21 protein-coding genes and 1 pseudogene are annotated in these 22965 nt (G+C 70.6%); 10 read left to right on the forward strand and 12 right to left on the reverse strand.

Annotated elements, in window-relative coordinates:
• Positions 1-65 precede the first annotated feature (65 nt).
• The 3 genes from msrA to PKE78_RS13375 form a co-directional block, all read right to left on the reverse strand.
• On the reverse strand, positions 66-590 hold the full coding sequence (gene msrA / locus PKE78_RS13365; RefSeq protein WP_271201399.1) for a peptide-methionine (S)-S-oxide reductase MsrA: 525 nt from the start codon (positions 588-590) through the stop codon (positions 66-68).
• Between the two features lie 225 nt (positions 591-815).
• Positions 816-1052: a hypothetical protein gene (locus tag PKE78_RS13370; protein WP_271201400.1), complete on the reverse strand. Its 237-nt coding sequence runs from the start codon at positions 1050-1052 to the stop codon at positions 816-818.
• Positions 1049-1213: a hypothetical protein gene (locus PKE78_RS13375; RefSeq protein WP_271201401.1), complete on the reverse strand. Its 165-nt coding sequence runs from the start codon at positions 1211-1213 to the stop codon at positions 1049-1051. The genes PKE78_RS13370 and PKE78_RS13375 overlap by 4 nt, the downstream gene beginning before the upstream one ends.
• A gap of 269 nt (positions 1214-1482) precedes the next feature.
• On the opposite strand from PKE78_RS13375, the gene PKE78_RS13380 reads away from it, so the two are divergent.
• From PKE78_RS13380 to PKE78_RS13410, 7 genes are all read left to right on the forward strand, one after another.
• Positions 1483-2085: a class I SAM-dependent methyltransferase gene (locus tag PKE78_RS13380; RefSeq protein ID WP_271201402.1), complete on the forward strand. Its 603-nt coding sequence runs from the start codon at positions 1483-1485 to the stop codon at positions 2083-2085.
• A gap of 4 nt (positions 2086-2089) precedes the next feature.
• Positions 2090-2578, forward strand: a complete 489-nt coding sequence (locus PKE78_RS13385; RefSeq protein ID WP_271201403.1) for a (2Fe-2S)-binding protein — start codon at positions 2090-2092, stop codon at positions 2576-2578.
• Positions 2575-4770, forward strand: coding sequence for a xanthine dehydrogenase family protein molybdopterin-binding subunit (locus tag PKE78_RS13390; RefSeq protein WP_271201404.1), 2196 nt, complete (start codon positions 2575-2577; stop codon positions 4768-4770). The genes PKE78_RS13385 and PKE78_RS13390 overlap by 4 nt, the downstream gene beginning before the upstream one ends.
• A 17-nt stretch (positions 4771-4787) precedes the next feature.
• Complete coding sequence (locus PKE78_RS13395) at positions 4788-5702, forward strand: SDR family oxidoreductase (RefSeq protein ID WP_271201405.1); 915 nt, start codon at positions 4788-4790, stop codon at positions 5700-5702.
• Between the two features lie 128 nt (positions 5703-5830).
• Entirely contained in the window at positions 5831-6580 is a 750-nt protein-coding gene (locus PKE78_RS13400) for a response regulator (RefSeq protein WP_271201406.1), read from the forward strand.
• Complete coding sequence (locus tag PKE78_RS13405) at positions 6577-7995, forward strand: sensor histidine kinase (protein WP_271201407.1); 1419 nt, start codon at positions 6577-6579, stop codon at positions 7993-7995. Before PKE78_RS13400 ends, PKE78_RS13405 begins: the two co-directional genes overlap by 4 nt.
• A gap of 54 nt (positions 7996-8049) precedes the next feature.
• Positions 8050-9132 (forward strand): NAD(P)H-dependent flavin oxidoreductase, encoded by a 1083-nt coding sequence (locus tag PKE78_RS13410; protein ID WP_271201408.1) that lies wholly within the window; start codon positions 8050-8052, stop codon positions 9130-9132.
• Positions 9133-9416: 284 nt separating this feature from the next.
• On the opposite strand, the gene PKE78_RS13415 is transcribed toward PKE78_RS13410, so the two are convergent.
• Positions 9417-13130, reverse strand: coding sequence for a vitamin B12-dependent ribonucleotide reductase (locus tag PKE78_RS13415; RefSeq protein ID WP_271201409.1), 3714 nt, complete (start codon positions 13128-13130; stop codon positions 9417-9419).
• A 490-nt stretch (positions 13131-13620) separates the two neighbouring features.
• Positions 13621-13917, reverse strand: coding sequence for a hypothetical protein (locus PKE78_RS13420; protein WP_271201410.1), 297 nt, complete (start codon positions 13915-13917; stop codon positions 13621-13623).
• 747 nt (positions 13918-14664) lie between these two features.
• Here PKE78_RS13420 and PKE78_RS13425 point away from each other — a divergent pair.
• The 3 genes and pseudogenes from PKE78_RS13425 to PKE78_RS13435 all read left to right on the forward strand — a co-directional run.
• Positions 14665-15507, forward strand: a complete 843-nt coding sequence (locus tag PKE78_RS13425; protein ID WP_271201988.1) for an alpha/beta fold hydrolase — start codon at positions 14665-14667, stop codon at positions 15505-15507.
• A 116-nt stretch (positions 15508-15623) separates the two neighbouring features.
• On the forward strand, positions 15624-16037 hold the full coding sequence (locus tag PKE78_RS13430; protein ID WP_271201989.1) for an NADH:ubiquinone oxidoreductase subunit NDUFA12: 414 nt from the start codon (positions 15624-15626) through the stop codon (positions 16035-16037).
• Between the two features lie 143 nt (positions 16038-16180).
• A pseudogene (locus PKE78_RS13435) lies at positions 16181-16594 on the forward strand (DUF2155 domain-containing protein); the annotation flags it as partial.
• A 139-nt stretch (positions 16595-16733) separates the two neighbouring features.
• Here PKE78_RS13435 and PKE78_RS13440 read toward each other — a convergent pair.
• From PKE78_RS13440 to PKE78_RS13470, 7 genes are all read right to left on the reverse strand, one after another.
• The gene (locus PKE78_RS13440; RefSeq protein WP_271201411.1) at positions 16734-17492 is read right to left on the reverse strand and encodes a proteasome-type protease; all 759 of its coding nucleotides are present in this window, start codon (positions 17490-17492) and stop codon (positions 16734-16736) included.
• A 124-nt stretch (positions 17493-17616) separates the two neighbouring features.
• Positions 17617-18906, reverse strand: coding sequence for a hypothetical protein (locus PKE78_RS13445; RefSeq protein ID WP_271201412.1), 1290 nt, complete (start codon positions 18904-18906; stop codon positions 17617-17619).
• Entirely contained in the window at positions 18900-19736 is an 837-nt protein-coding gene (locus PKE78_RS13450) for a tetratricopeptide repeat protein (RefSeq protein ID WP_271201413.1), read from the reverse strand. Before PKE78_RS13450 ends, PKE78_RS13445 begins: the two co-directional genes overlap by 7 nt.
• Positions 19733-20662 carry a VWA domain-containing protein gene (locus PKE78_RS13455; RefSeq protein WP_271201414.1) on the reverse strand — a complete coding sequence of 310 codons (930 nt, stop codon included), beginning with the start codon at positions 20660-20662 and terminating at the stop codon, positions 19733-19735. The genes PKE78_RS13450 and PKE78_RS13455 overlap by 4 nt, the downstream gene beginning before the upstream one ends.
• Positions 20659-21618 (reverse strand): VWA domain-containing protein, encoded by a 960-nt coding sequence (locus PKE78_RS13460; RefSeq protein ID WP_271201415.1) that lies wholly within the window; start codon positions 21616-21618, stop codon positions 20659-20661. Before PKE78_RS13460 ends, PKE78_RS13455 begins: the two co-directional genes overlap by 4 nt.
• 5 nt (positions 21619-21623) lie before the next feature.
• Positions 21624-22076: a DUF4381 family protein gene (locus PKE78_RS13465; protein WP_271201416.1), complete on the reverse strand. Its 453-nt coding sequence runs from the start codon at positions 22074-22076 to the stop codon at positions 21624-21626.
• Positions 22063-22962, reverse strand: a complete 900-nt coding sequence (locus PKE78_RS13470) for a DUF58 domain-containing protein (RefSeq protein WP_271201417.1) — start codon at positions 22960-22962, stop codon at positions 22063-22065. The genes PKE78_RS13465 and PKE78_RS13470 overlap by 14 nt, the downstream gene beginning before the upstream one ends.
• Positions 22963-22965: the final 3 nt, after the last annotated feature.

Consider the following 22965-nt stretch of genomic DNA (forward strand, 5'->3'; position numbering starts at 1 on the left):
GGGTTAACGTCGCGTTTACGACGACGGCGCCGGTTGCGCCGCCGCGTCCGGGCAGATGCGGCCGGTCAGCCGGCGCGGCGGACCTCCTCGCGCGCCGGCAGGCGCCAGTTAGGGCGGATGAAGTGGCAGGTGTAGCCGTTGGGATAGCGCTCGAGATAGTCCTGATGCTCGGGCTCCGCCTCCCAGAACGGCCCGGCCGGCGCGATCTCGGTCGCCACCTTGCCCGGCCACAGCCCCGAGGCGTTCACGTCGGCGATCGTCTCCTCGGCGACCCGCTTCTGGTCGTCGTCCAAAGTGAAGATCGCGGAGCGGTAGCTCAGGCCGACGTCGTTGCCCTGCCGGTTCAGGGTGGTCGGGTCGTGGATCTGGAAGAAGAATTCCAGCATACGCCGGAAGCTCGTCACGGACGGATCGTAGACGATCTCGATCGCTTCGGCGTGGGTTCCGTGATTGCGGTAGGTGGCGTTGGGGACGTCGCCGCCGGTGTAGCCGACGCGGGTCGAAACCACGCCCGGCTGCTTGCGGATCAGGTCCTGCATGCCCCAGAAGCACCCGCCCGCCAGAATCGCACGCTCGGTCGCAGTGGTCATCGCCGTCTCCTCAGGGTTCGATCGTGGCCCTGATATCGGGATGCGGCGGCGGATTTTCAAAAGCGGGACGGCGGAGCCGCGTGGGCGCGACCGCGCCGCAAGGCGTGCGGCCACCGAAGGCGCCCGTGCTCCTGGTCGCCTTCGGTGGCCTTGGCGGTCGTCGGTGGGGACTTGCCGACGACCGCCAATCAGATCAGCGAATGGGGCTCCCTGATCCGATCTCGTCTATCTCCGGCCGGCGCAGACGCTCCCGGCGCGGCCTTGCGGATCCGGCGCGCAGAACGTCTGCGCGCCGCCCGCTTCGGCGGCCATGGGAAGGCGGTCGCCCTTGGCGGCGCTGTTGGAGATCTTGGTCATCGTGGCGATCGGGTCGCGGCTCTCGGCGTAGCCGATCATCGCGGGGAGCGGGAGCAGCAGCAGCGCCAGCCAGCGCAGGTCTCGCCACTTCGGCCAGCGGATCATGACCCGCCTCCGCAGGCCGGCCCGGCGACTGCGCCGACCTCCGCCACAACTAGTTCGCCGGAAACCACGACGGCTCCCAGCGCCTCCGAGGTGAGCATCAGCGACGCTCCGAGGCAGCCCGTACGGACCAGCCGGGCTACGATCGCTTTCGAAAGGCTCATGCGGCGCTCCCGGTTTCATTTTGGCGACGTCCCGGGCCCTGAAGCCTCCGGGTCGTTCGCCGTCTGACCGGAACCATGCGCCGCGGCGCGGTTGCGTTGGATTGAGAGATGTTAAGAAATATTCGGACGTCGGCCGGAGCGTCGTTTCCGGACGAAAACATCTCTTAACAACACGCAATCCAACGCAACCTTCCGGCGCCTCACGGTTCTGGCTCCCAAGCGGCTGAAGCGGCTCCCCCCGTCCGCTCCGCGACCGACAGGACCAGTCCATGAACGCCACGACGACCTTCGACGGCCTCACCTTCATCAGGGAATGGCTGACCGCTCCTCTGCGCGTGGGAGCGATTCTCCCGTCCGGCGCGACGCTCGCCCGGGCTATGACCGCAGAGATCGACAGAAGCGTCGGCGCCGTGATCGAGCTCGGGCCGGGCACCGGCGTCTTCACCCAGGCGCTGCTCGAACGCGGCGTCCCGGAGCATCGGCTGGCCCTGATCGAGACCGGCTCGGAGTTCGCGACGCTGCTGCAGCTTCGCTTCCCCGAAGCGCGCACGCTCTGGATGGACGCTTCGGCGCTGCGTCAAGTCGCGCTGTTCGACGGCGAGAAGGCCGGCGCCGTGGTGAGCGGGCTGCCGCTGCTCTCGATGAAGCCCCGCAAGGTCATCGCGATTCTGGACGGCGCGTTCAGCCATCTCAAGCCGGGCGGCGCGTTCTACCAGTTCACCTATGGGCCGAACTGTCCGGTGCCCCGGCCGATCCTCGATCGGCTCGGCCTGAAGGCCAGCCGCGTTGGCCGCGCGCTCGCGAACATGCCGCCGGCCACAGTGTACCGGATCCAGCGCCGCGCCCCGCGGCGGCCCGGCGGGGAGGGCTGATCCCATGGCGCATTCCCTCACGATCAACGGCGAGATTCACCGCGTCGAGGCGGACGGACGCACGCCGCTGCTCTGGGTCCTCCGCGACACGCTGAAGCTCACAGGCTCGAAATACGGCTGCGGCGCCGGCCTTTGCGGCGCCTGCACGGTGCATGTCGACGGCCAGCCCGCGCGATCCTGCTCGCTCACGCTGGCCGATCTCGGCTCCGCCCGGATCACGACGATCGAAGCGATCGCCGGCGCGGAGGCCGACGCCGTCCGCGACGCCTGGGTGCGGCGCGACGTGCCGCAATGCGGCTTCTGCCAGTCCGGCCAGGTCATGAGCGCGATCGCTCTGCTTCGCGAACAGCCTTCGCCGACCGACGGAGACATCGACGCGGCGATGAGCGGCAACCTCTGCCGCTGCGCCACCTACAACCGCATCCGCGCCGCGATCCACGACGCCGCGGGCCAGCTCCGTCGACAAGCCGACGGCGAAGGAGGCCGGACATGAGCCCCGCCGTGAACGAAGCGCCGGCCTCCCGTGGCGGCTTCCAGATGTCGCGCCGCAGGCTGATCCTCGGCGGATCGCTCGTGGGCGGGGCGCTGATCGTCGGCTACGCCGCGACCCATCCCGTCGAGACCATCGGCGCCGTCCTGCAGGCCGGCGCCGACGACCTGGAACCGAGCGTGTTCGGTCCCTTCCTTCGCATCTCGGCGGACGGCTGGGTCACCGTCGTCAACAAGCACCAGGAGATGGGGCAGGGCGTCCACGCCGGGCTCGCCGCGATGGTGGCGGAGGAGCTTGACGCGGACTGGGACCGCGTCCGGGTCGTCGACGCGCACGGCAACTTCCGCGCTTACGGCCCTCAGCTCACCGCCGGATCGGGTTCGATCGCCGGCGCCTGGGACACTTTGCGCAACGCCGGCGCCGCCGCGCGGGCGATGTTCGTCGCCGCCGCCGCCAAGCGCTGGGACGCGCCCGAGGAATCGCTCGTGGTGCTCGACAGCGTCGTGTCCGACCTGAACTCCGGCATGTCGGCCAGCTTCGCGGAGCTGCTGGAGGAGGCCTCGCGGCAGACCCCGCCCGACGCCCCGGAGCTGAAGCGGCCCGAGGCCTACCAGCTGATCGGAACCGATCGGGTCCGCCGCAAGGACAGCCTCCCGAAGAGCACAGGCCGGCAGGTCTACACGCAGGACGTCCAACTGCCGGGCATGCTGACCGCCATGGTGGCGCGCAGCCCGCGCTTCGGCGGCGCGCTCGCGAGGTTCGACGCAGCCGAGGCGCTCAAGATCGCGGGCGTGGTCGACGTCTTCGCGATCGAGAGCGGCGTCGCGGTCGTCGCCGAGAACACCTTCGCGGCCAAGCTGGGGCGCGACGCTCTCAAGATCGAATGGGACGACAGCGCGGCCGAGAAGCGCTCCTCGGACGAGCTCGTCCGCGAACACCGCGAGATCGCGGCCGGCCTTTCGGACGTCAAACCGGCCGCCTTCCAGACCGTCGGCGATCCCGAGACCGCGTTCGGCCAAGGCGCCGCGGAGTTCGCGTTCGACTTTCCCTATCTCGCCCACGCGCCCATGGAGACCCCCGACTGCGTCGCCCGCATCGACGGCTGGAGCGTCGAGATCATCTCGGGATCGCAGATGCCGACGATCGATCAGGTCCAGGCCGCGCGCGTCGCCCTCACCCTTCCGGGAAAGGTCGACATCAAGGTCCTGCCGGCCGGCGGCTCCTTCGGCCGCCGCGGGGTCCTGTCGGCGGATTATCTCATCGAATGCCTGCGGATCGCCAAGCGCACGAACGGGCGTCCGGTGAAGCTGATCTGGACCCGCGAGGACGACATCACCGGCGGCTACTACCGGCCGATGGTGCACCACCGCGCATGGGTGGAGATCGGCGCGGACGGTTTTCCCGCCCGCTGGCGCCATCATGTGGTCGCCCAGCCGCTGTTTTTCATCGGAAACGACTTCACCGTCGAGGGCGTGAGGGAGTCGCCGTACTTCGCGACCGCCTCGGTCGTGGATGGAAAGCTGTTCGAGCCGAGCGCCCCGACGCCGGTCTGGTTCTGGCGATCCGTCGGGCATTCGCACACCGCCATGGTGATGGAGCACATCGTCGACCAGCTGGCGCGGCGCGCCGGCCGTGATCCCGCCGAATACCGGCGCGCGCTCTATGAAAAAGCGAACGCGAGCCGGCGGCTCGTCGTGCTGAACGAGCTTCGCCGCAGGGCCGGCTGGGGCGAACCGCTCGAGGCCGGCTGGGCGCGCGGCATGGCGGTCCACGAAAGCTTCGGAACGGTCGTCGGTCAGGTCGCCGAGGTCCGGCTCGAGGGCGGCCGTCCCTCGGTTCGGCGGGTCGTCGCGGTGGTCGACTGCGGGATCGCGGTGTCGCCCGATCAGATCGCGGCGCAGATGGAGGGCGGGGTCGGCTACGGCCTCTCCGCGGCGCTCCACGGCGCGATCACGCTCAAGGACGGCGTCGTTGAGCAGACCAATTTCGACGGCTACCCGCTTCTACGGATGAACGAGATGCCGGCGGTCGAAACGCACATCATCCGCTCGACCGCCCGGCCGACCGGCATGGGCGAGCCGGGCGTGCCTCCGATCGCGCCGGCGGTCGCCAACGCCCTCCTGGCGCTGACCGGCGAGGCGACCGCCGCGCTTCCGTTCCGGCGCCGGGACCAGCCCGCGACCGCGGGCCTTTGAAGGAGAACGAAGACGCCATGGCGAAATGGTCCCTAGCCGACATGCCGTCCCAGAAAGGCCGATCCGCCGTCGTCACCGGCGCCGGCGGGCTGGGCTACGAAACCGCGCTCGCTCTGGCGCGCGCCGGCGGCGCGGTCGTCGTCGCCGGGCGGGACACCCGGAAGGGCGAGGCGGCGGTTGGGCGCATCCGCGGCGAGGCGCCGTCGTCGGACGTCCGGTTCGAACTGCTCGACCTCGCCGACTTGGCGTCCGTTCGCGCCTTCGGCGACCGGATGCGGGCCCGCACGGACAGCCTCGATCTTCTCGTCAACAACGCCGGCGTCATGACCCCGCCACGGCGCATGGCGACCGCGGACAGGTTGGAGCTGCAGCTCGGCACGAACTATCTCGGGCACTTCGCGCTCACCGGGCGTCTCGCGCCTCTGCTGCGGAACGGCCACAAGCCGCGCGTGGTGACGCTGTCGAGCGTCGCGGCGCGCAACGGAGCGATCGACTTCGGCGATCTCAACGCCGAGAAGGGCTATCAGCCGATGACGGCCTACGCCCAGTCGAAGCTCGCCTGCCTGATGTTCGCCTTCGAGCTGCAGCGCCGCAGCGAGGCCGCCGGCTGGGGGGTCGTCAGCATCGCCGCTCATCCCGGCATCTCGCGCACGGACCTGCTGCACAACGCGCCCGGCCGCCTCAGCGTCACGGGCGTGTTGCGCTCCGCGCTCTGGTTTCTGTTCCAGCCGGCCGCGCAAGGGGCGCTGCCCACGCTTTTCGCCGCCACGTCTCCGGAGGCGAAGCCCGGCGGGTATTACGGGCCCGACAGGCTTGGGGAGACGCGCGGACATCCGGCGCCGGCGCGGATCCCGCCGCAGGCGCTGGACCAGGACGCCGCGACCCGGCTCTGGCGCTACTCGACGACGCTCACCGGCGCTGATTTCGGCTAAGGCGCTTCACTCATCCCCGGCCTTTCGCGCCTGGTTCTGTCGGCTTCACAAAACAAAACAACTCGTTGGGTGACAGCGCAGGCGTTCACGTGGGACCTTTGACCACTAAAGTCGCGGAACCGCGTTCGATGAACATGCAGATGCAGACCTTCCAGAACTGCGCGCCAGAGGCGCCGGCGTCGATCCTCATCGTCGAAGACGACCGCGACATCGCCGGCATGCTGGCCGAGACGTTGACGCAGAACGGCTACGCCGCTGTCGCCGCGCAATCCGGCGCGGAGATGGACCGGTTGTTGCGCCGGCAGTCGTTCGACCTGATCGTGCTCGACGTCATGCTGCCGGGAGAGGACGGCTTCAGCATCTGCCGGCGGCTGCGGGCGGAGGCGCGGACGCCGATCGTCATGCTCACCGCCGTCGCGGCCGACGTGGACCGCATCGTCGGCCTTGAGTTCGGCGCCGACGACTACGTCACCAAGCCCTTCAACACCCGCGAGCTGCTCGCCCGGATCAAGGGTCTGCTCCGGCGCGCCTCCTACGGCTCGGAACGCCCCGGCCGGCGGAGCGCGATGACCTTCGCGGGCTGGACGGTCGATCCGGTCGCGCGGACGCTTGTGGACTGCGCCGGCGCGCAGGTGTTCATGACCACCGCCGAGTTCGATCTGCTCGTCGCGCTGTGCCAGAACGCCGGCCAGGTCCTGACCCGCGAGCAACTTCTGTCCCTGACCCATGCGGGCGTCGCCGGCCCGGTCGAGCGCAGCGTCGACGTCCACGTCAGCCGCATCCGCCAGAAGATCGAGCCGAACCCAAAGGACCCGAGCCTCATCAAGACCGTGCGGCTTGGCGGCTACCTGTTCACGCCCGTGGTCGAAGCGTCATGAGCCGCTGGCGCAGCCTGTTCCTGTGCGGCTCTATCCGCCGCCAGATTCTCTTCCTGGCGATCACGCCCGTGCTGGTCATGGTGCTGGTGGCCGGCCTGCTGCACAGCGCGGAGAACAAGGCGCCCTACGCGAGCAAGGTCGCGACCCGGATCCAGATGGTCGTGTCCCAGCTCGCCGCCGCCGAAGGCCCGCAGGCGGCCGAAGCGATCATGGCCGCGACGAGCGCGACCGGGTTGAAGGTCGAACGGCTGTCCGCGCAGGCCGCGGCGAACGAACTCGCCGCGTCGACGAGCGACGACTGCGACCTCGCCGACATTCATAAGGCGTTCGGCGCGTCGCTCGACGCGGACGTCCGACGGCGGACCTCGGCGGGCTCGGAAGGCGACGTCATCGCCGTGCGCCTGCCCGACGGCGCGACGCTCGCCTTCGCGCCGACCCCGCGTCCGCCGCTGCCTCTGCTGCACCCGGAACGCGTGTTCTTCGCGATGAAGATCCTGATCGTCGTGCTGCCGATGCTGCTGCTGGCGGTCTACGCCGGCGCGGTCATCATGGCGCCGCTGACGAATTTCGCTCGCGCGGCGCAGGACTTGAGCCCCGACGAAGGCCCGGACCGGCCGTTCGACGAGCGCGGGCCGAAGGAGATCAGCGCGCTCGCAAGGGCGCTCAACGACATGCGCACCCGCATCCGGGACATGATCGAGGGCCGCACCCGCATGGTGCGCGCCATCAGCCATGACCTGCGCACGCCCCTGACGCGGCTGCGCATGCGGGCCGAGCGCACGACCGACGCGGCGCTCCGCGACGCCATGCTGACCGACATCAGCCGCATCGACGCGATGATCCAGGAGACGCTGACCTATCTTCGACGGGAGGTCTCGACCGAAACGACGCAGCGCGTCGACCTGCCGAGCCTGCTCCAGACCGTCTGCCATGACTTCGCGAACATGGATATGCCGGCCTCCTACGAGGGGCCGGACCGGCTGACCTTCGCCTGCAAACCGCAGTCGCTGGCGCGGGCGGTCACCAATCTCGTCGATAACGGCCTGAAGTTCGCCGGCGTCGTGACGGTGCGGCTCGAGCCGCTGCCGGGCGGCGGCGTGCGGATCGAGGTCGTCGACGACGGCGCCGGCGTCCCCGAGGCGATGCGCGCCAAGGTGATCGAGCCGTTCTTCAAGGGCGACGCCAGCCGCAGCTCCAGCGCGCCGGGCGGGTTCGGCCTCGGCCTGTCGATCGTCCACGAGGTCATCGGCGGCCATGGCGGGACGATGGAGCTGCGCGACGGCGAGCCCCACGGACTGGTGGTTCGGCTCGACCTGCCGGACGCCTCCGCAGCGACCTCCGCCGCGCGGCGCTCCGTGGCTGCGCCACGGCCGGAGCCCGCGCGAGGGCCCGCCACCTCGAACGCTGCGGGTTGAGCTTTCGGCCCTGAGCCGCCAGATCGGTGGCTCCGGAACCGCAGGAGCGCCGCGATGGCACGGGCCGCAACGACCTCGACCGACCGCTTCCTCGCCCTCGTCGGAGCGGCGGCCCCGATCGTTCAGGCGCCGATGGCGGGCGTCTCCACCCCTGAGCTCGCCGCGGCCGTCTCCGACGCCGGCGGACTTGGCTCGATCGCCATCGGCGCGGCCGGTGGGCAGGCGGCCCGCGACATGATCGCCGCCACGAAGGCGCTGACGGCGAAGCCCTTCAACGTCAATGTGTTCTGCCATCCGCCGGCGGCGCGCGACGCCGACCGCGAGGCCGCCTGGCTGCGCTGGCTGGCGCCGCTGTTCGCGGCCTTCGGGGCGGAGCCTCCCGCCGCGCTGGCTGAGATCTACAAGAGCTATCTGCAGGACGACGAGGCCTTCCGGCTGCTGCTGGACGCGCGGCCAAAGGTCGTCAGCTTCCATTTCGGCCTGCCGCCGCGGACCCATGTGGATGCGTTCCGCGCCGCGGGCGTGGTGACCATGGCGACCGCCACCAATCCGGACGAGGCGGAGCTGATCGAGGCCGCCGGGATCGACGTGATCGTGGCGCAGGGCGTCGAGGCCGGCGGCCATCGTGGCATGTTCGAGCTCGAGGCGCCCGACGCCGCCTTGAGCGCGAGCGTGCTCGTCAGCCTGATCGCGCGGCGGGCGCGCATCCCGGTGCTCGCGGCCGGCGGGATCACGGACGGGCGCGGCGTGCGGGCCGCGCTCGCGCTCGGCGCCGCCGGCGCGCAGCTCGGCACCGCCTTCGCGCTCTGTCCCGAAAGCGCGGCCGGCCCGGCCTACCGCGCAGCGCTGAAGAGCCCGCGCGCCTTCGACACCCGGCTGACCTCGGCGATCTCCGGCCGCCCCGCGCGCGGTCTTACGAACCGCCTCATGCGCGAGGCCGCCGCCCCCGGCGCGCCGCCCGTGCCCGCCTATCCCGTCGCCTACGACGCCGGCAAGGCGCTCCACGCCGCGGCCTCCGCCAGGGGAAGCGACGACGCCGCGGCGTTCTGGGCCGGGCAGGGCGCTCCGCTCGCGCGCGAGCTGCCGGCCGCCGAACTGATGCGGCGGCTCGTCGAGGAGATGGGCGAGGAGCGCTGACCGCCCGGCCGCGCGCGTCCGGCCGCCATGGGCGGGCGCGTCAGGCCGGCAATGTCAGACGGAGGAATGGATGGAGGGATGGTCCGATCAAGCCGGACCATGACGGCGGCGTTTCGGAGGGAGGAGCAGGTCCGTTCTGGCTGGGTCGCAATATCCGGATAGGACCCTCGACCGTCATGGCCGGGCTTGACCCGGCCGTCCATCTGTCGCCGGCGGCGTCCGCGCCGGATGGATCCTCCGGTGAAGCCCGAGGATGACCGACGCGTGGCGGCGTTTGCTGCGCCTCAGCTACATCCGCTCGTCGAGCCGCACGTGTCACACTTCAAGCAAGTCCCGTTGCGGACCATGGTGAAGTTGCCGCATTCCGAGCAGTTCTCGCCTTCGTAGCCCTTGAGCCGCGCTTCGGCGCGGCGGGCGTCGGCGGTCTTGGGCGCAGGGGCGGCCTCCTTCGGAGCCTCCCAGGCGAGGTGGCCGAGCGCCTCCTCCGCGGCAGGCGCGGCCTGCGGCTCGCGCTTCAGCGCGGTCGCGCCCTGGACGGCGAGGCCGGCCGTCGTCGCGGGGCGGGAGCCGCCGATGGCGGTGACGTTGGACGAGCCCTTCGGCTCCGGCGTGCCGCCGACGCCCGGCACGGCCGACAGCTGCCGCCCGCGCAAGAGTCCCTTGGAGACCGGAACCGCGGGCGCCTTGCCCTGGTCGACGCCGCCGCCAATCGCGTCCGGCGTGATGTCGGACGGGTCCACATGGGCGAGGTCGTAGCGGGAGAGGTATGAAATCGCGAGCTCGCGGAACACGTAGTCGAGGATCGAGGTCGCGTTCTTGATGGTGTCGTTGCCCTGCACGAAGCCGGCCGGCTCGAAGCGGGTGAAGGTGAAGGCCTCCACATACTCCTCGAGCGGCACGCCGTATTGCAGGCCGAGCGAGACCGCGATGGCGAAGTTGTTCATCACCGAGCGGAAGGCGGCGCCTTCCTTGTGCATGTCGATGAAGATCTCGCCGATGCGGCCGTCGTCGTATTCGCCGGTGCGCAGATAGACCTTGTGGCCGCCGACGATGGCTTTCTGGGTGTAGCCCTTGCGCCGGCCCGGCAGCTTCTCCCGCTCGCGGACCACCTGAAGCTGCACGCGCTCGACGATCTTTTCGATCACCTGGGCGGTGCGGGCCGCGGACGGCTGCGCCACCAGCGCCTCGAGGGCGTCCTCCTCGTCGTCCTCGTCCGCGATCAGCTGGGCCGAGAGCGGCTGCGAGAGCTTGGAGCCGTCGCGGTAGAGCGCGTTCGCCTTCAGCGCGAGCTTCCACGACAGCATGTAGGCCGCGGAGCAGTCCTCCACCGTCGCGTCGTTCGGCATGTTGATGGTCTTGGAGATTGCGCCCGAGATGAAGGGCTGCGCCGCCGCCATCATGCGGATGTGGCTCTCGACCGAGAGGAAGCGCTTGCCGGTCCGTCCGCAGGGGTTGGCGCAGTCGAACACGTGGTAGTGCTCGACCTTGAGGTGCGGGGCGCCTTCGACCGTCATCGCGCCGCAGACGTGGGTGTTCGCGGCCTCGACGTCGGCCTTGGAGAAGCCGAGGTGGCTGAGCAGGTCGAAGGACGGGTCCTCGAGCTTCTCGGCCGGCACCTTCAGCGCCTGGGTGAGGAAGGCCTCGCCAAGCGTCCACTTGTTGAAGATGAACTTGACGTCGAAGGCGGACTTCGCCGCGGCCTCGAGCGCCTGGATCGCCTCGTCCGGAAAACCCTTGGCGCGGAGCGAGCCGGGGTTGATCGCGGGCGCCTGGGCGAGCGAGCCATGGCCGACCGCGTAGGCCTCGATCTCGGCGATCTGGTGCTCGGCGTAGCCGAGCGCGCGCAGGGCCTCGGGCACCGCGCGGTTGATGATCTTGAAGTAGCCGCCGCCGGCGAGCTTCTTGAACTTCACCAGCGCGAAGTCCGGCTCGATGCCGGTGGTGTCGCAGTCCATCACCAGGCCGATCGTGCCGGTCGGCGCGACGACGGAGACCTGCGCGTTGCGGAAGCCGTTGGCCTCACCAAGCGTCAGCGCGCGGTCCCAGGCGGCGCGGGCGGCCGAGACGATCGACTGGTCGGCGCAGGATCCGGCGTCGAGCGGCACGGGTAAGGTGGCGAGGCTCTCGTAGCCGGCGGACTCGCTGCGGGCGGCGCGGGCGTGGTTGCGGATCACCCGCAGCATGTGCTCGCGGTTTTCCGGATAGCCCTCGAACGCGCCGAGCTCGCCCGCCATCTCGGCGGAAGTGGCGTAGGCCGTGCCGGTCATCAGCGCGGAGAGCGCGCCGCAGATCGCGCGGGCTTGCGGGCTGTCGTAGCCGATGCCGGACGACATCAGCAGGCCGCCGATGTTGGCGTAGCCGATGCCGAGCGTGCGGTAGCGCCAGGAGAGCGCCGCGATCTGCCGCGACGGGAACTGCGCCATCAGCACGGAGATCTCGAGCACGACGGTCCACAGCCGGCAGGCGTGGGCGTAGGATTCGACGTCGAAGCTCTTATCGGCGCGGCGGAACTGCAGGAGGTTCAGCGAGGCGAGATTGCAGGCCGTGTCGTCGAGGAACATGTACTCCGAGCACGGATTCGAAGCGCGGATCGGGCCTGAAGCCGGGCAGGTGTGCCAGTCGTTGACGGTGGTGTGGAACTGGATGCCGGGGTCGGCGCAGGCCCAGGCGGCGTAGGACACCTGGTCCCACAGGCCGCGCGCCTTCAGCGTCTTGGTGACCTTGCCGGTGGTGCGGCCGATCAGGCTCCAGTCGCCGTCGGTCTCGACCGCGCGCAGGAAGTCGTCGGTGACCCGCACCGAGTTGTTGGAGTTCTGGCCGGCGACGGTGAGATAGGCCTCGCCGTCCCAGTCGGTGTCATAGGTGTCGAAGTCGACGTCGGTCACGCCCTGCGCCGCCTGCTGCAGCACGCGCTTGATCAGGCTGTCCGGCACGAGCGCCTTGCGGGCGAGCTTCACCTCGCGCTTGAGCGCGGGGTTCTTCTCCGGGTTGGAGCAGTCGCCGTCCGGGCCGTCGCAGTTGACGCAGGCCTTGAGGATCGCCTTCAGGTGCTTCTTCACCACCTTCGAGCCGGTGACGAGCGCGGCGACCTTCTGCTCCTCCTTCACCTTCCAGGAGACGTAGTTCTCGATGTCGGGATGGTCAGCGTCGACCACCACCATCTTGGCCGCGCGACGCGTCGTGCCGCCCGACTTGATCGCGCCGGCGGCGCGGTCGCCGATCTTGAGGAAGGACATCAGGCCGGACGACTTTCCGCCGCCCGAGAGCCGCTCGCCCTCGCCGCGGAGCTGGGAGAAGTTGGAGCCGGTGCCGGAGCCGTACTTGAACAGGCGCGCCTCGCGCACCCACAGGTCCATGATGCCGCCGTCGTTCACCAGATCGTCCGAGACGCCCTGGATGAAGCAGGCGTGCGGCTGCGGCCGCTCATAGGCGCTCTCGGAGGCGCGGACCTCGCCGGTCCGGTGGTCGGCGTAGAAGTGGCCCTGGGACGGGCCGTCGATGCCGTAGGCCCAGTGCAGGCCGGTGTTGAACCACTGCGGCGAGTTCGGCGCGGCCTTCTGGGTCGCGAGCATGTAGGCGAGCTCGTCGAAGAAGGCGCGGGCGTCCTCCTCCCCGTCGAAATAGCGGTGGGTCCAGCCCCAATAGGTCCAGGCGCCGGCGAGACGGTCGAACACCTGCCGGGCGTCGCGCTCAGGGCCGTGGCGTTCGGCCTCGGGCAGGGCGGCGAGCGCGTCCGTGTCGGCGACCGAGCGCCAGAGCCAGGAGGGAACCGTGTTCTCCTCGACCGCCTTCAGCTTCGCCGGGATGCCGGCCTTGCGAAAGTACTTCTGCGCCAGGATGTCGACCGCGACCTGGCTCCAGGCCTCGGGCACGTCGATGTCGGCGGCGCGGAACACGGTCGAGCCGTCCGGATTGCGGATCTCGCTGGTCGCCTTGCGAAACGCGATCGTCGCGTAGGGCGACTGGCCGGCCTGGGTGTAGCGACGTTCGATGCGCATGTCTGGTTTTCCCAACCGTCTAATCGGACAATTCGGTCTTCACCTACTCAAACGCGCACTGCTTTGCTCGCGCCTTCCCCCATTTCGGACGAAGACGCGTATTGCTCAACAGAGTGGCGAGGAAGGCGCTTCAAGCCCTGCGCTTGATGTCAAAACGCTAGGTCGAGTCGACAGAGCGAGTCAAACGAGACACTACCTATTGAGAGCGAGGCGACCTCACGCGCAATATGTAGTCATCCTGTGGGTTTAAAAAAGCCTTACCCGCGAAACATAAACGATCTCAACGCGATCGATCGACCGCTTTTCGCTCCCCGTTTTTCGCTGTGATATGTGGGGAAAACAGATTCGCGCAGGAGCACACGGCGACGCTTGGCCGAAACATCCTCATTCCTGAGCGATCCGAACAAGCGTCGCCTTAGCGATCATAATGTGTGGAAAGTTGCGTGTTCTGGCGGCGAAAAACGATGCGCATACACGGCTGAGGGAGGCATCACAGCTCTACGATGATACCTCGCGTCATGGCGGGGTCGCCTCGACGATAGCCCTGCTCGGGTGCCGAAAAGACGAATTTGGCGGGGAGAATTTGCTCCACGCGATCGAGGCGAAACAGTTTCCAGCTCCGTGAAGCGCCTGACGCTGTGGCTCCACTAACCTGAAATGCGCGCAGCAAAAGTTGTCCGTCGCTACCGTAGCCCACAGCGTGCGGCTCGATGAGACGGATGCCTGGAGGATAGTCGAGGTAAATCATATCCTTCTGGCGAATAGCTCTGATCACGTACTCAAGCATGGTCATATCTCCGACCGAATTTGCCGAGCTTGACCACTCCGCGTGAAGGCAACAGTGTGCCTTTGTCGATAGCCTGCCCCACGCTCGGCAATAATAGTGGGTCCGGTCATTGAAGGGCCGTCGGATCTAGCCATCCGGCGGCCCAAACTGATGACCTGAGGTCGTCATCAAGTTGCCGGCGCAACCGAACACGGTCAAGGCGACATCCCAATTGGTTGACCCTATCCCCGCTTTCCACCACTATATATAGTGCCCTCCGAGCGGTTGCGGACATAGGTTACTAATCCAGGTCGCTACAGCGAGACCCGATCCAGCGCACTATCGCTTCGACGGAACGCTCCGCGTCTCGTCCTCGAGTGACTCAGTCTTCAAGCATTGGTGGCGATCCAGCGCGCTTATGGATGAAACGGGCTTTTTGAACCTCATCGCAGCCCGTTGAAGGCGGAGCCGAGAGGCGAAAAGCCGTTTGTCGTTTTCAGCCCGCTTTATGTCGAAATCGCCAATCCTGCGGAGGCCTGGGCGCGCTCATATTGGCTTCACGAAACGCCGCGAAGACGTCGCGGCGGTCGCCACGGGCCGAGAGCGCAGGAGACGACGATGGACCAAGACCCGACGAGCTTTCGCGGCGCCCTGACCCGGCGCGCCGTGATGGCTTCGGCCGCAGGCGCGGCGCTGCTCACCACGCTTCCCGCGCGCGGCGCGGAACCCAAGGGCCAATCCCGGCCCGCACACCACGGAGACGACATCATGGCCGGCAATTTCGTCACGACGTCCGACGGCGTCGAGATTTTCTACAAGGACTGGGGTCCGAAGGACGCGCAGCCGATCGTGTTCCACCACGGTTGGCCGTTGTCCTCCGACGACTGGGACGCGCAGCTGCTGTTCTTCCTGTCGAAGGGCTACCGCGTCGTCGCCCACGACCGCCGCGGCCACGGCCGCTCGGCGCAGGTCTGGGACGGGCACGACATGGACCATTACGCCGCCGACGCCGCGGCGGTCGCCCAGCATCTCGACCTCAGGAACGCCGTCCACATCGGCCATTCCACGGGCGGCGGCGAGGTGGCGCGCTACGTGGCCAAGCACGGCGAGCCGCAGGGCCGCGTCGCCAAAGCGGTGCTGGTCAGCGCGGTGCCGCCGCTGATGCTCAAGACCGACGCCAATCCCGGCGGCCTCCCGATCGAGGTGTTCGACGGCTTCCGCCAGGCGACGGCGGCCAACCGCGCCCAGTTCTTCCTCGACGTGCCGACCGGCCCGTTCTACGGCTTCAACCGGCCGGGCGCGAAGGTCGACCAGGGCGTGATCAACAACTGGTGGCGGCAGGGCATGATGGGCTCGGCCAAGGCGCATTACGACGGCATCAAGGCGTTCTCGGAGACCGACCAGACCGAGGACCTGAAGGCGATCAGCGTGCCGACGCTGGTGCTGCACGGCGAGGACGACCAGATCGTCCCGATCGACGCCAGCGCGCGGCTTTCCGCTCCGCTGCTGAAGAACGGGACGCTCAAGACCTATCCGGGCTTCGGCCACGGCATGCTGACCGTCAACGCCGACGTCCTCAACGCCGACCTGCTCGCCTTCGTGAAGAGCTGAACCTGAAGAGCGGGCGGCCCGCCCGCTCTTCGCTCGCGGGGCTGGACAAGTCCGGCCCCGCGCAGCATACCGGGCGCACGGCGTCCAACCGGCGAGGCCTCGCCCACATGTCCCTTATGAGCGTGCTCACGGATATCTTCACCTGGTGGAACGGCGCCACCGTCGGCACGCGCTTCGCGCTGTCGCGGGGCGGCGAGTTCGTCGGCGAGGACGAGTTCGGCAACCGCTACTACCGGCTGAAGAACGACCCGGAAAAGAACGCGGCCTTCGGGCCCGAGCGCCGCTGGGTGGTCTATTCCGGCTACGCCGAAGCTTCGGCCATCCCGACTGGCTGGCACGGCTGGATGCACCACACCGTCGAGGCGCCTCCGACCGCCGAGTCTTACGCCGCCCGCGAGTGGGAGAAGCCGCACCGGTCCAACAAGACCGGCACGCGCGAGGCCTACCGCCCGAAGGGCTCGACGCTCTCGGCGGAGCGCCGGCGGCCCGCCGCCACCGGCGACTACGAGGCCTGGACGCCGGGCTCCTGAGCGTTCGGACCACGCGCGCGCCGGGGCGACGGCCCCGGCGCCGCGACAGGGCCGCAATCGCCGCGTCTTTTCGGCGGCGGCACCGCCTCACCATTCCCCGGGATTCGCCTGTGACGCCGACACGCCTGCTGATCGCCGCCGCGCTGTCCGCCGCGGCGCTCGCCCCCCACCCGGCGCAGGCCCAGAATCCCGGCACCGCGACGACCCCGGAGCCGAAGCGCGGCCGCCCCGAGGTGCTCGCGCCGACGCCGCGCATCGAGAACCCCGTCGCGGTGTTCAACGGCCTCGACAAGATCACCGGCCGCATCACCGAGTTCGACGTCGCGATCGACCGCACCGTCGCCTTCGGCGCGCTGCAGGTGACGCCGCGCATCTGCTACACGCGCCCGCCGACCGAGCAGCCGAACACCACCTCCTATGTCGAGGTGGTCGAGACCACGCTTGGCGACGAGCAGAAGAAGATCTTCTCGGGCTGGATGTTCGCCGCGAGCCCCGGCCTGTCGAGCGTCGAGCACCCGATCTACGACGTGTGGCTCGTCGACTGCAAAGGCGGCGCCCGACCGCAAGCGCCGCAGGGTCCCACGCTCGGCGAGTGAGGGCGGAGAGCTATCGCCGGGCCTCGCCCGGAGAGCCCGCGGGGAAGCGCCCGCGTCGGAGGATGCCCGGCTTGAGTCCGGCCATGACGGCGGATTGGCCTCAGATGTCGCCCGGCACGTTCGACCCGTAGGGCGGACGCGGAATCTCCATGTGGGCGGAGCGGAGCGCCTTGGACCAGCGCTCGCGGAGATCGAGGAAGTAGGGCTCGGACGGCTCGATGCGGTAGTCGAGCTCCGGCTCCAGCGCGTCCTTTCTCAGGACCAGAATGTCGATGGGCGGCCCGACGCCGAGATTCGAGCGCATGGTCGAGTCCATCGAGATCAGGCCGATCTTGAGCGCGTCGTAGAGGTCGGTGTCGTAGGTCACGGCGCGGTCGAGGATCGGCTTGCCGTATTTGTGCTCGCCGATCTGGAAATAGGGCGTGTCCGGCGTGACCTCGATGAAGTTGCCGGCGGCGTAGATCATAAAAAGCCGCAGCCGCCCGCCCGCGACCTGCCCCCCGAACAGAAGCTGCACGTCGAACCGGGCGGTCATCTGCTCGAGCCCCGGCCCGTCGACGCGCCAGACCTCGCGCACGGCGCGGCCGACGAGCTGCGCCGCCTTGAACATGGTCGGCTGGCTGTCGAGCGTCTCGAGCTCGCCGGTCTCGGGATTCTCTACGCCCTCGGCCAGCAGGCTGAGCACCGACTGGCTGACCGACAGGTTGCCCGACGTCGCGATGGCGAGCACGCGACGTCCCTTCTCCGAGACGATCTTGAGCTTGCGGAACACGGCGATGTTGTCGATGCCCGCGTTGGTGCGGGTGTCGGCGATCATGACGAGGCCGTCGCGGACGAGCAGGCCGACGCAATAGGTCATTGCGGATGTGGATCCCGGATGCGGAAGACAGGCGACGCTAGCAAGAGACCCCCCGCCGCGCCAACGAGGAACGGGCCTCGGGCGCCCACCGAATCGGCAGGCGTGACATTTGTGCTGCCATGGCTCAGGACGTCGGGCGCGCTCCGTCGAGCGGCGCCAGCGCGGAGCGGGGCGCGACCCGCAGGCCCGAGGCGGCGCGGCGAGCTTTGGCGACCGCGGCGGCGAGCTTCCGGAGATCGGGCGTCTCCTCAGGGGCTGCGTCCGCGAACAGCCGGCGGTCGAGCGCCGCGACGCCCGCCTGCGCCGCCGGATCCGCCCTGAGGCGCGCGGCGGTCTCGGGCTCCGCGCGGGCGAGGTCGGTCAGCGCCGCCCGGAAGGCGGAGGCGTCGCCGCGCCGGGCCGCGCGCCGCATCGCCCGCAGCTCCGCCGGCGCGCGCTTCGGCAGCCGGAGCCCTTCCGCCCCGCCGCCGGCCAGCAGGACGCCGAAGCCGGCGAGCAGCGCCACGACGCCCGCCCCGAGCGCCGCGAGCAGCGGCGGGCGCTCGGACTTCGGCGGGGGCGGCTCCCCGGTCTCGTCGGCGGCCGCGGCCCAGGCCATGCGGCGGGCCGGGATCACCGCCTCGCGCATCTTGCGGGCGCCGGTATCGAACCACGGGATGCGGATTTCCTGCACGGTCGCCGGGAACGCGGTGGTGGGCCGGATCTCCCAGCTGTAGGTCGCGCGGGAGATCGGCCCGCGCGCGGCGATCTTGGTCTCGCGGTCGCTCGGCCCCTTGAAGCTGATGACGCCCGGCGAGCGCAGCACCGGCGTCGCCGGCAGCATGTCGGCGGGCACGCCGTCGGCGAGGATCGTCACCGTCCGGCGCAGCGTCTCGCCGCGCGGCACATGGTCGGGATCGCCCGACCACTCGTCCGTCACCTCGACGGAGCGCGCCGGCAGCCACCAGGCGCTGGCGTCGTTGGGGCCGCCCGGGCCCTTCCATTCCGCGACGTCGAGCGTGACGGGCGCGGAGCGCACTTCGATCTCGCGGCTGCGCGCGCCGTCGACCACGGACAGCCTGTGGATGAACGGAGCGATCCGAAGCTTGCCGGAACGGTTGGGATAGACCGCGATGATCCGGACGAAGCGCCGCTTGGCGAAACCGTCGTCCTCCACGGTCTCCAGCGTGTCCTTGCCGAGCTCCGCCCAGGCGAAGTCGACGAGCTCCGGCTGCACCAGCTTCTCGCGGTTGATCAGCGGGCGGTAGACGCCCTCGATCTGCAGCAGCACGAGCTCGTGCGGGTAGGGCGGCTCCTTCACGAGCGGCGTCACCGTCAGCCGCACGTCCTCCATCTCGGACGGCTGCGCGATGGCCCCGCTCGCGGCCAGCACCGCGAAGGCGAGGGTCAGTGCGCGGAGGAGGCGGGTCACCATTGTTCGGTCCCCGTAGGCGCCGCGACGCCGCGCTCCACGCGCCGGGCGCGCTCGGCGGCGAGCTTCAGCTTGAGGTACTTTCCGGGATCGTCCGGGAGGGTGGCGAGCCACTGCGGCGAAGCGCTCACCGCCTGCTGCTGGTGGCTCTTCGACAGCCGCAGCGACGGCTGCTCCATCTGCTTCGCGACGCTCGCCTGCTCCGTCCCGGTCCGGCCCGCGCCTTCCGCCGCGCCGATCGAGCCGCGGGCGGCGGAGCGTTCGTCGGACGCCTTGCTCTGTTCAGCGCGGCCGGCGCGGGCGACCTGGCTGCCGCCCGGCGACTGCGCCTCGCGCCCGCTGTCGCGGTCGCCGGCCATGCCCTCGCCGGTCGAGTTGACGTCGTTCTCGGCGTCGGACGGCGCCTCGCCGCCACGCTTCTGCCTGGCCGCGCGCGCGTTGGCGGGGTTGTTGGCGTCGCGGTCGATGGCCTCGCGCTTCGCCCTGAGCGCCTCGACGAGCGCAAGGTTGTGGCGAGCGTCGTCGTCGTTGGGGTCGAGGAACAGCGCCTCGTTCAGGGCCGTCTCGGCCTCGGCGAGCCGCCCGGCGCGCGCGAGCGCGGTGCCGAGGTCGTAGGTCGCCCCCGCGAAGCGCCGCCCCTGGAACAACTCGGCGGCCTCGTCGTAACGCCCTTGCGCGTAGAGCACGGCGGCGCGCCAGTCCGGCCCCTCCAGCAGCGCTCCGGCGAGGCCAGGCAGGCCCGCGTGATAGAGCGCGCGGCCGAGCGGCTCCCGCGGGTCGGCGACGACGACGGCGGCGACGGCGGCCGCGAGCACGAGCCCTGCGCGGATCATGCGCTCCTCCGGAACAGCAGCAGGGCGGGTGCGCAGGCGAGCAGCAGCAGCGCGCGCCCGAGATCGAACCAGACGATGGACGAGAACGGGCCGGGGCCGAGCCGCTCCGCCGCCGAGCGCGACAGCGCGGAGACGACCGCGTCCGGCCGCTCGATGTCGGCGGCCTCGCCGCCGCCGAGGCTCGCGATCAGTCCGAGCTCGGCGCGGCCGGGCGCATCCGGCTTCGTCGGCGCGAGCGGGGTCGGCGGAACGTACAGTGTGCTGACCGCATGCCCTTCGAAGGCCAGCGCGCGCGCCTCGGCCTCGGCGCCCTGGTTGAGCCCGCCGCCGTCCGAGACCAGCACCACGTCGCCGCCGACCACGCCGGCCTTGCGCAGGGTTTCGCGCGCGAGCGCCAGCGCCGTGGTCGGCGCGCTGCCGACGTCCGGCACGGTCTCGCCATCGAGCGAGAAGATCATGGTCTCGATCGCCTTGTGATCGGTCGTCGGCGGGTTCGCGAGATAGGCGTCGCCAGCGTAGACGACGATCGCGATCTGGCGGGAGCCCGCGGCCTCGGCCGCGGCGTAGGCCGCGATCTTGGCGTCGCGGAAGCGCGGGCTGTCGGCGACCGAGCGCGACAGGTCCATGGCGATCACCACGGCGTCGAGATTGCGGAAGCTGCCGGCCCCGGCGCGCTCCACGGCGGGGCCCGTCAGCGCCAGCGCGATCGCGCCCGCGGCGAGCGCCGCGAGCAGGGCGCTGCGTCCGCGTCCGGCGACGAGCGCGCCGCGCCGGGCGAGGGCGGCGAACAGATGCGGATCGACCGCGCGCCGCCACTCGCCGGCCTCTCCCGCGCGCCGGACCGCGACAAAGGCGAGCGCGATCGCGAAGGGCAGCGCGAGCAGCCACCACGGACGCAGCAGGGCAAAGGCGCCTAAGTCGATCATCGCCGCCGCCCCGGCCAAAGCGCGCCCGCGACCGTCGCAAGAAAGGCGAGCCCGGCCGGCCACGGCCAGAGCTCGCGCCAGATCGGCGCCGCGGGGGCGAGCGTCCGCGTCGGCTCAATCTCGTCGATCGCCGCGATCGCTTTCTGCAGATCCTCGGTCGCGCGCACGCGGAAGAACGATCCGCCGCTGACCTCGGCGATGTTCCGAAGCGTCGCGGCGTCGACCACGTCCGGGTCGTAGCCCGTGACCTCGGTCGTCTCCTTCGGGCCCATGGCGATGGTGTGGACGCGGACGCCGAGCGTCTTGGCGAGCTGGGCCACGTCGCGCGGCAGCGCCGAGCCGGCGTTGTTTGAGCCGTCCGACAGCAGCACGACCACGCGGGCCTTGCCTGGGGCGTCGGCGAGCCGCCGGAGCGCGAGGCCGAGACCCTCGCCGATGGCGGTCGAGCGGCCGACGAGGCCGATCGCGGCGGCGTCGAAGGCGCTCGCGACCGCGTCAACGTCGTAGCTCGGCTCCGCCGCGACGAAGGCGCGGTCGGCGAAGGCGACGAGCCCGACGCGATCCCCGGCGCGGCCGCGGACGAAGTCGGAGCCGAGCCTGCGCACCACGTCGAGCCGACGCGCGACAACCCCGTCGAGCGCGAAGTCGCGCCGCTCCATGCTGCCGGACAGGTCGAGCGCGATCATCAGGTCGCGGCCGGTCGTGGGCAGCGCCGACGCCGGCAGCACCACGCGCGGGCCGGCGAGGGCGGCGACAAGCGCGATCCAGGCGATCCAGGCCGCGACCTTGCGGTCCCGCGCCGGCGCCCGGACCGCATTCGTGTCCGCGAACGCGCCGACCACCGTGTCGGGGGCCTTCAGCGCGCCGCCGACGCGCGCGTCCGGGGCCGCGAACCAGGCGACCAGCGGCGGCAGCGCCAGCAGCACGAACACGTACGGGTTCGCGAACTCCCACATCGGCTTCAGCGCCCCAGCCGGCGCATCAGCGCGCCGAGTTCGTCGTCGAGCGCGGCGGTGTCGCCGGCGCCGCGGACGTAGAGACCGTCCGCAAAGACGCGGCCTCCGCGTGCGGTGAAGAGATCTGAGCCGAACACGCGGTCGAGGGTCTCCGCCCATTCGCCGCCGACGCGGCGGGCGTCCTCCTCGCCCGCGACGGTGCGGACGACGCGGCGGAGCAGGGCCGCCTGGGCCACGCGTCTCTCGTCCTCGGGCAGAGCGAGCGTGTCCTCGAACGCCGCGATGGCGCTCGCGCGCAGCGACAGCCGCGGGCGCGCCAGCAGCCGGAACAGCAGGGCGGCGCAGAGCGCCAACACGAGACCCAGCGCGACGGCGAGGCCGATGTCGGTCCAGTAGGAGCCTGCCGCCGGCGGCAGGTGCAGGCCGCGCAGGCCCTGAAGCTCGTCAGCGGGCGGCATCGACGCGCTCCAGCGCGGCGGCCGCGCGTTCGGGCCCGAGGCCGGCGTCGATCTGCAGCACGGCGAGGCCGAGCGCCTCGAGCCGGGCGACGCGCGGGTCCGGCCCGCTCGGGCGGGCGCTCCGGTCCGAGAACCAACCGCTGCGGCCGTCGCGGGTCAGGAAGGCGAAAGCGCCCTTCGGCGGCGAGATTTCGAGCGCGTCGGCGACCAGCAGCACGGTGATCGAGACGCGCGCGGTCGCGGCCTTCGCGATCTCGTCGAAGCGCGCGCCGGGCGCGTCGAGACCGGTCGCCAGAACCAGATGGCCGCCGCGGGGAAGGGCGCCGACGGCCGTGTCGAGCGCGGCGTCCAGCGGGGGATCGTCCCGGTCCGGTTCGGCGAGGGCGCGGGCGTGAGCGCCCGCCATGACGCCGACGACCGTCGTCATGGCGCGCTCGCCGCCTTTCGGCCGCGCGAAGGCGGGCTCGCCGGTCCCGGCGCAGAGCGCGCCGATGCGCCCGCCCTCCGCCACCGCGCGCCAGCCGACGATCGCGAGCGCCTCCGCGGCCGCGACCGAGCGGAACGCGCGCCGCGTGCCGAACAGCATGGCCGGCCGGAAATCCGCCATCAGCAGCACGGCGCGCTCGCGCTCGTCGCGGAAGGTGCGCACATGCGGCTGGCCCGAGCGGGCGGTGGTGTTCTTGTCGATGTGGCGGATGTCGTCGCCGTCCGCCCACAGGCGCACGTCGTCGATCTCGCTGCCGCGGCCGCGGCGACGCGTCACGATCCCGCCCGGCCGCGCGGCGAGCCGGCGCGGCGTGATCGGCGGCGAACGCCGGGTCAGATGGCGCAGGCCCATCAGCGCGGAAGCGTCGAGATCGACGCCGGGAACGCCGGCCGCGTCCATGGC

Origin of the sequence: Methylopila turkensis (assembly GCF_027922325.1) — a bacterium.
In the GTDB taxonomy this organism is placed as follows: Bacteria; Pseudomonadota; Alphaproteobacteria; order Rhizobiales; family Methylopilaceae; genus Methylopila; species Methylopila turkensis.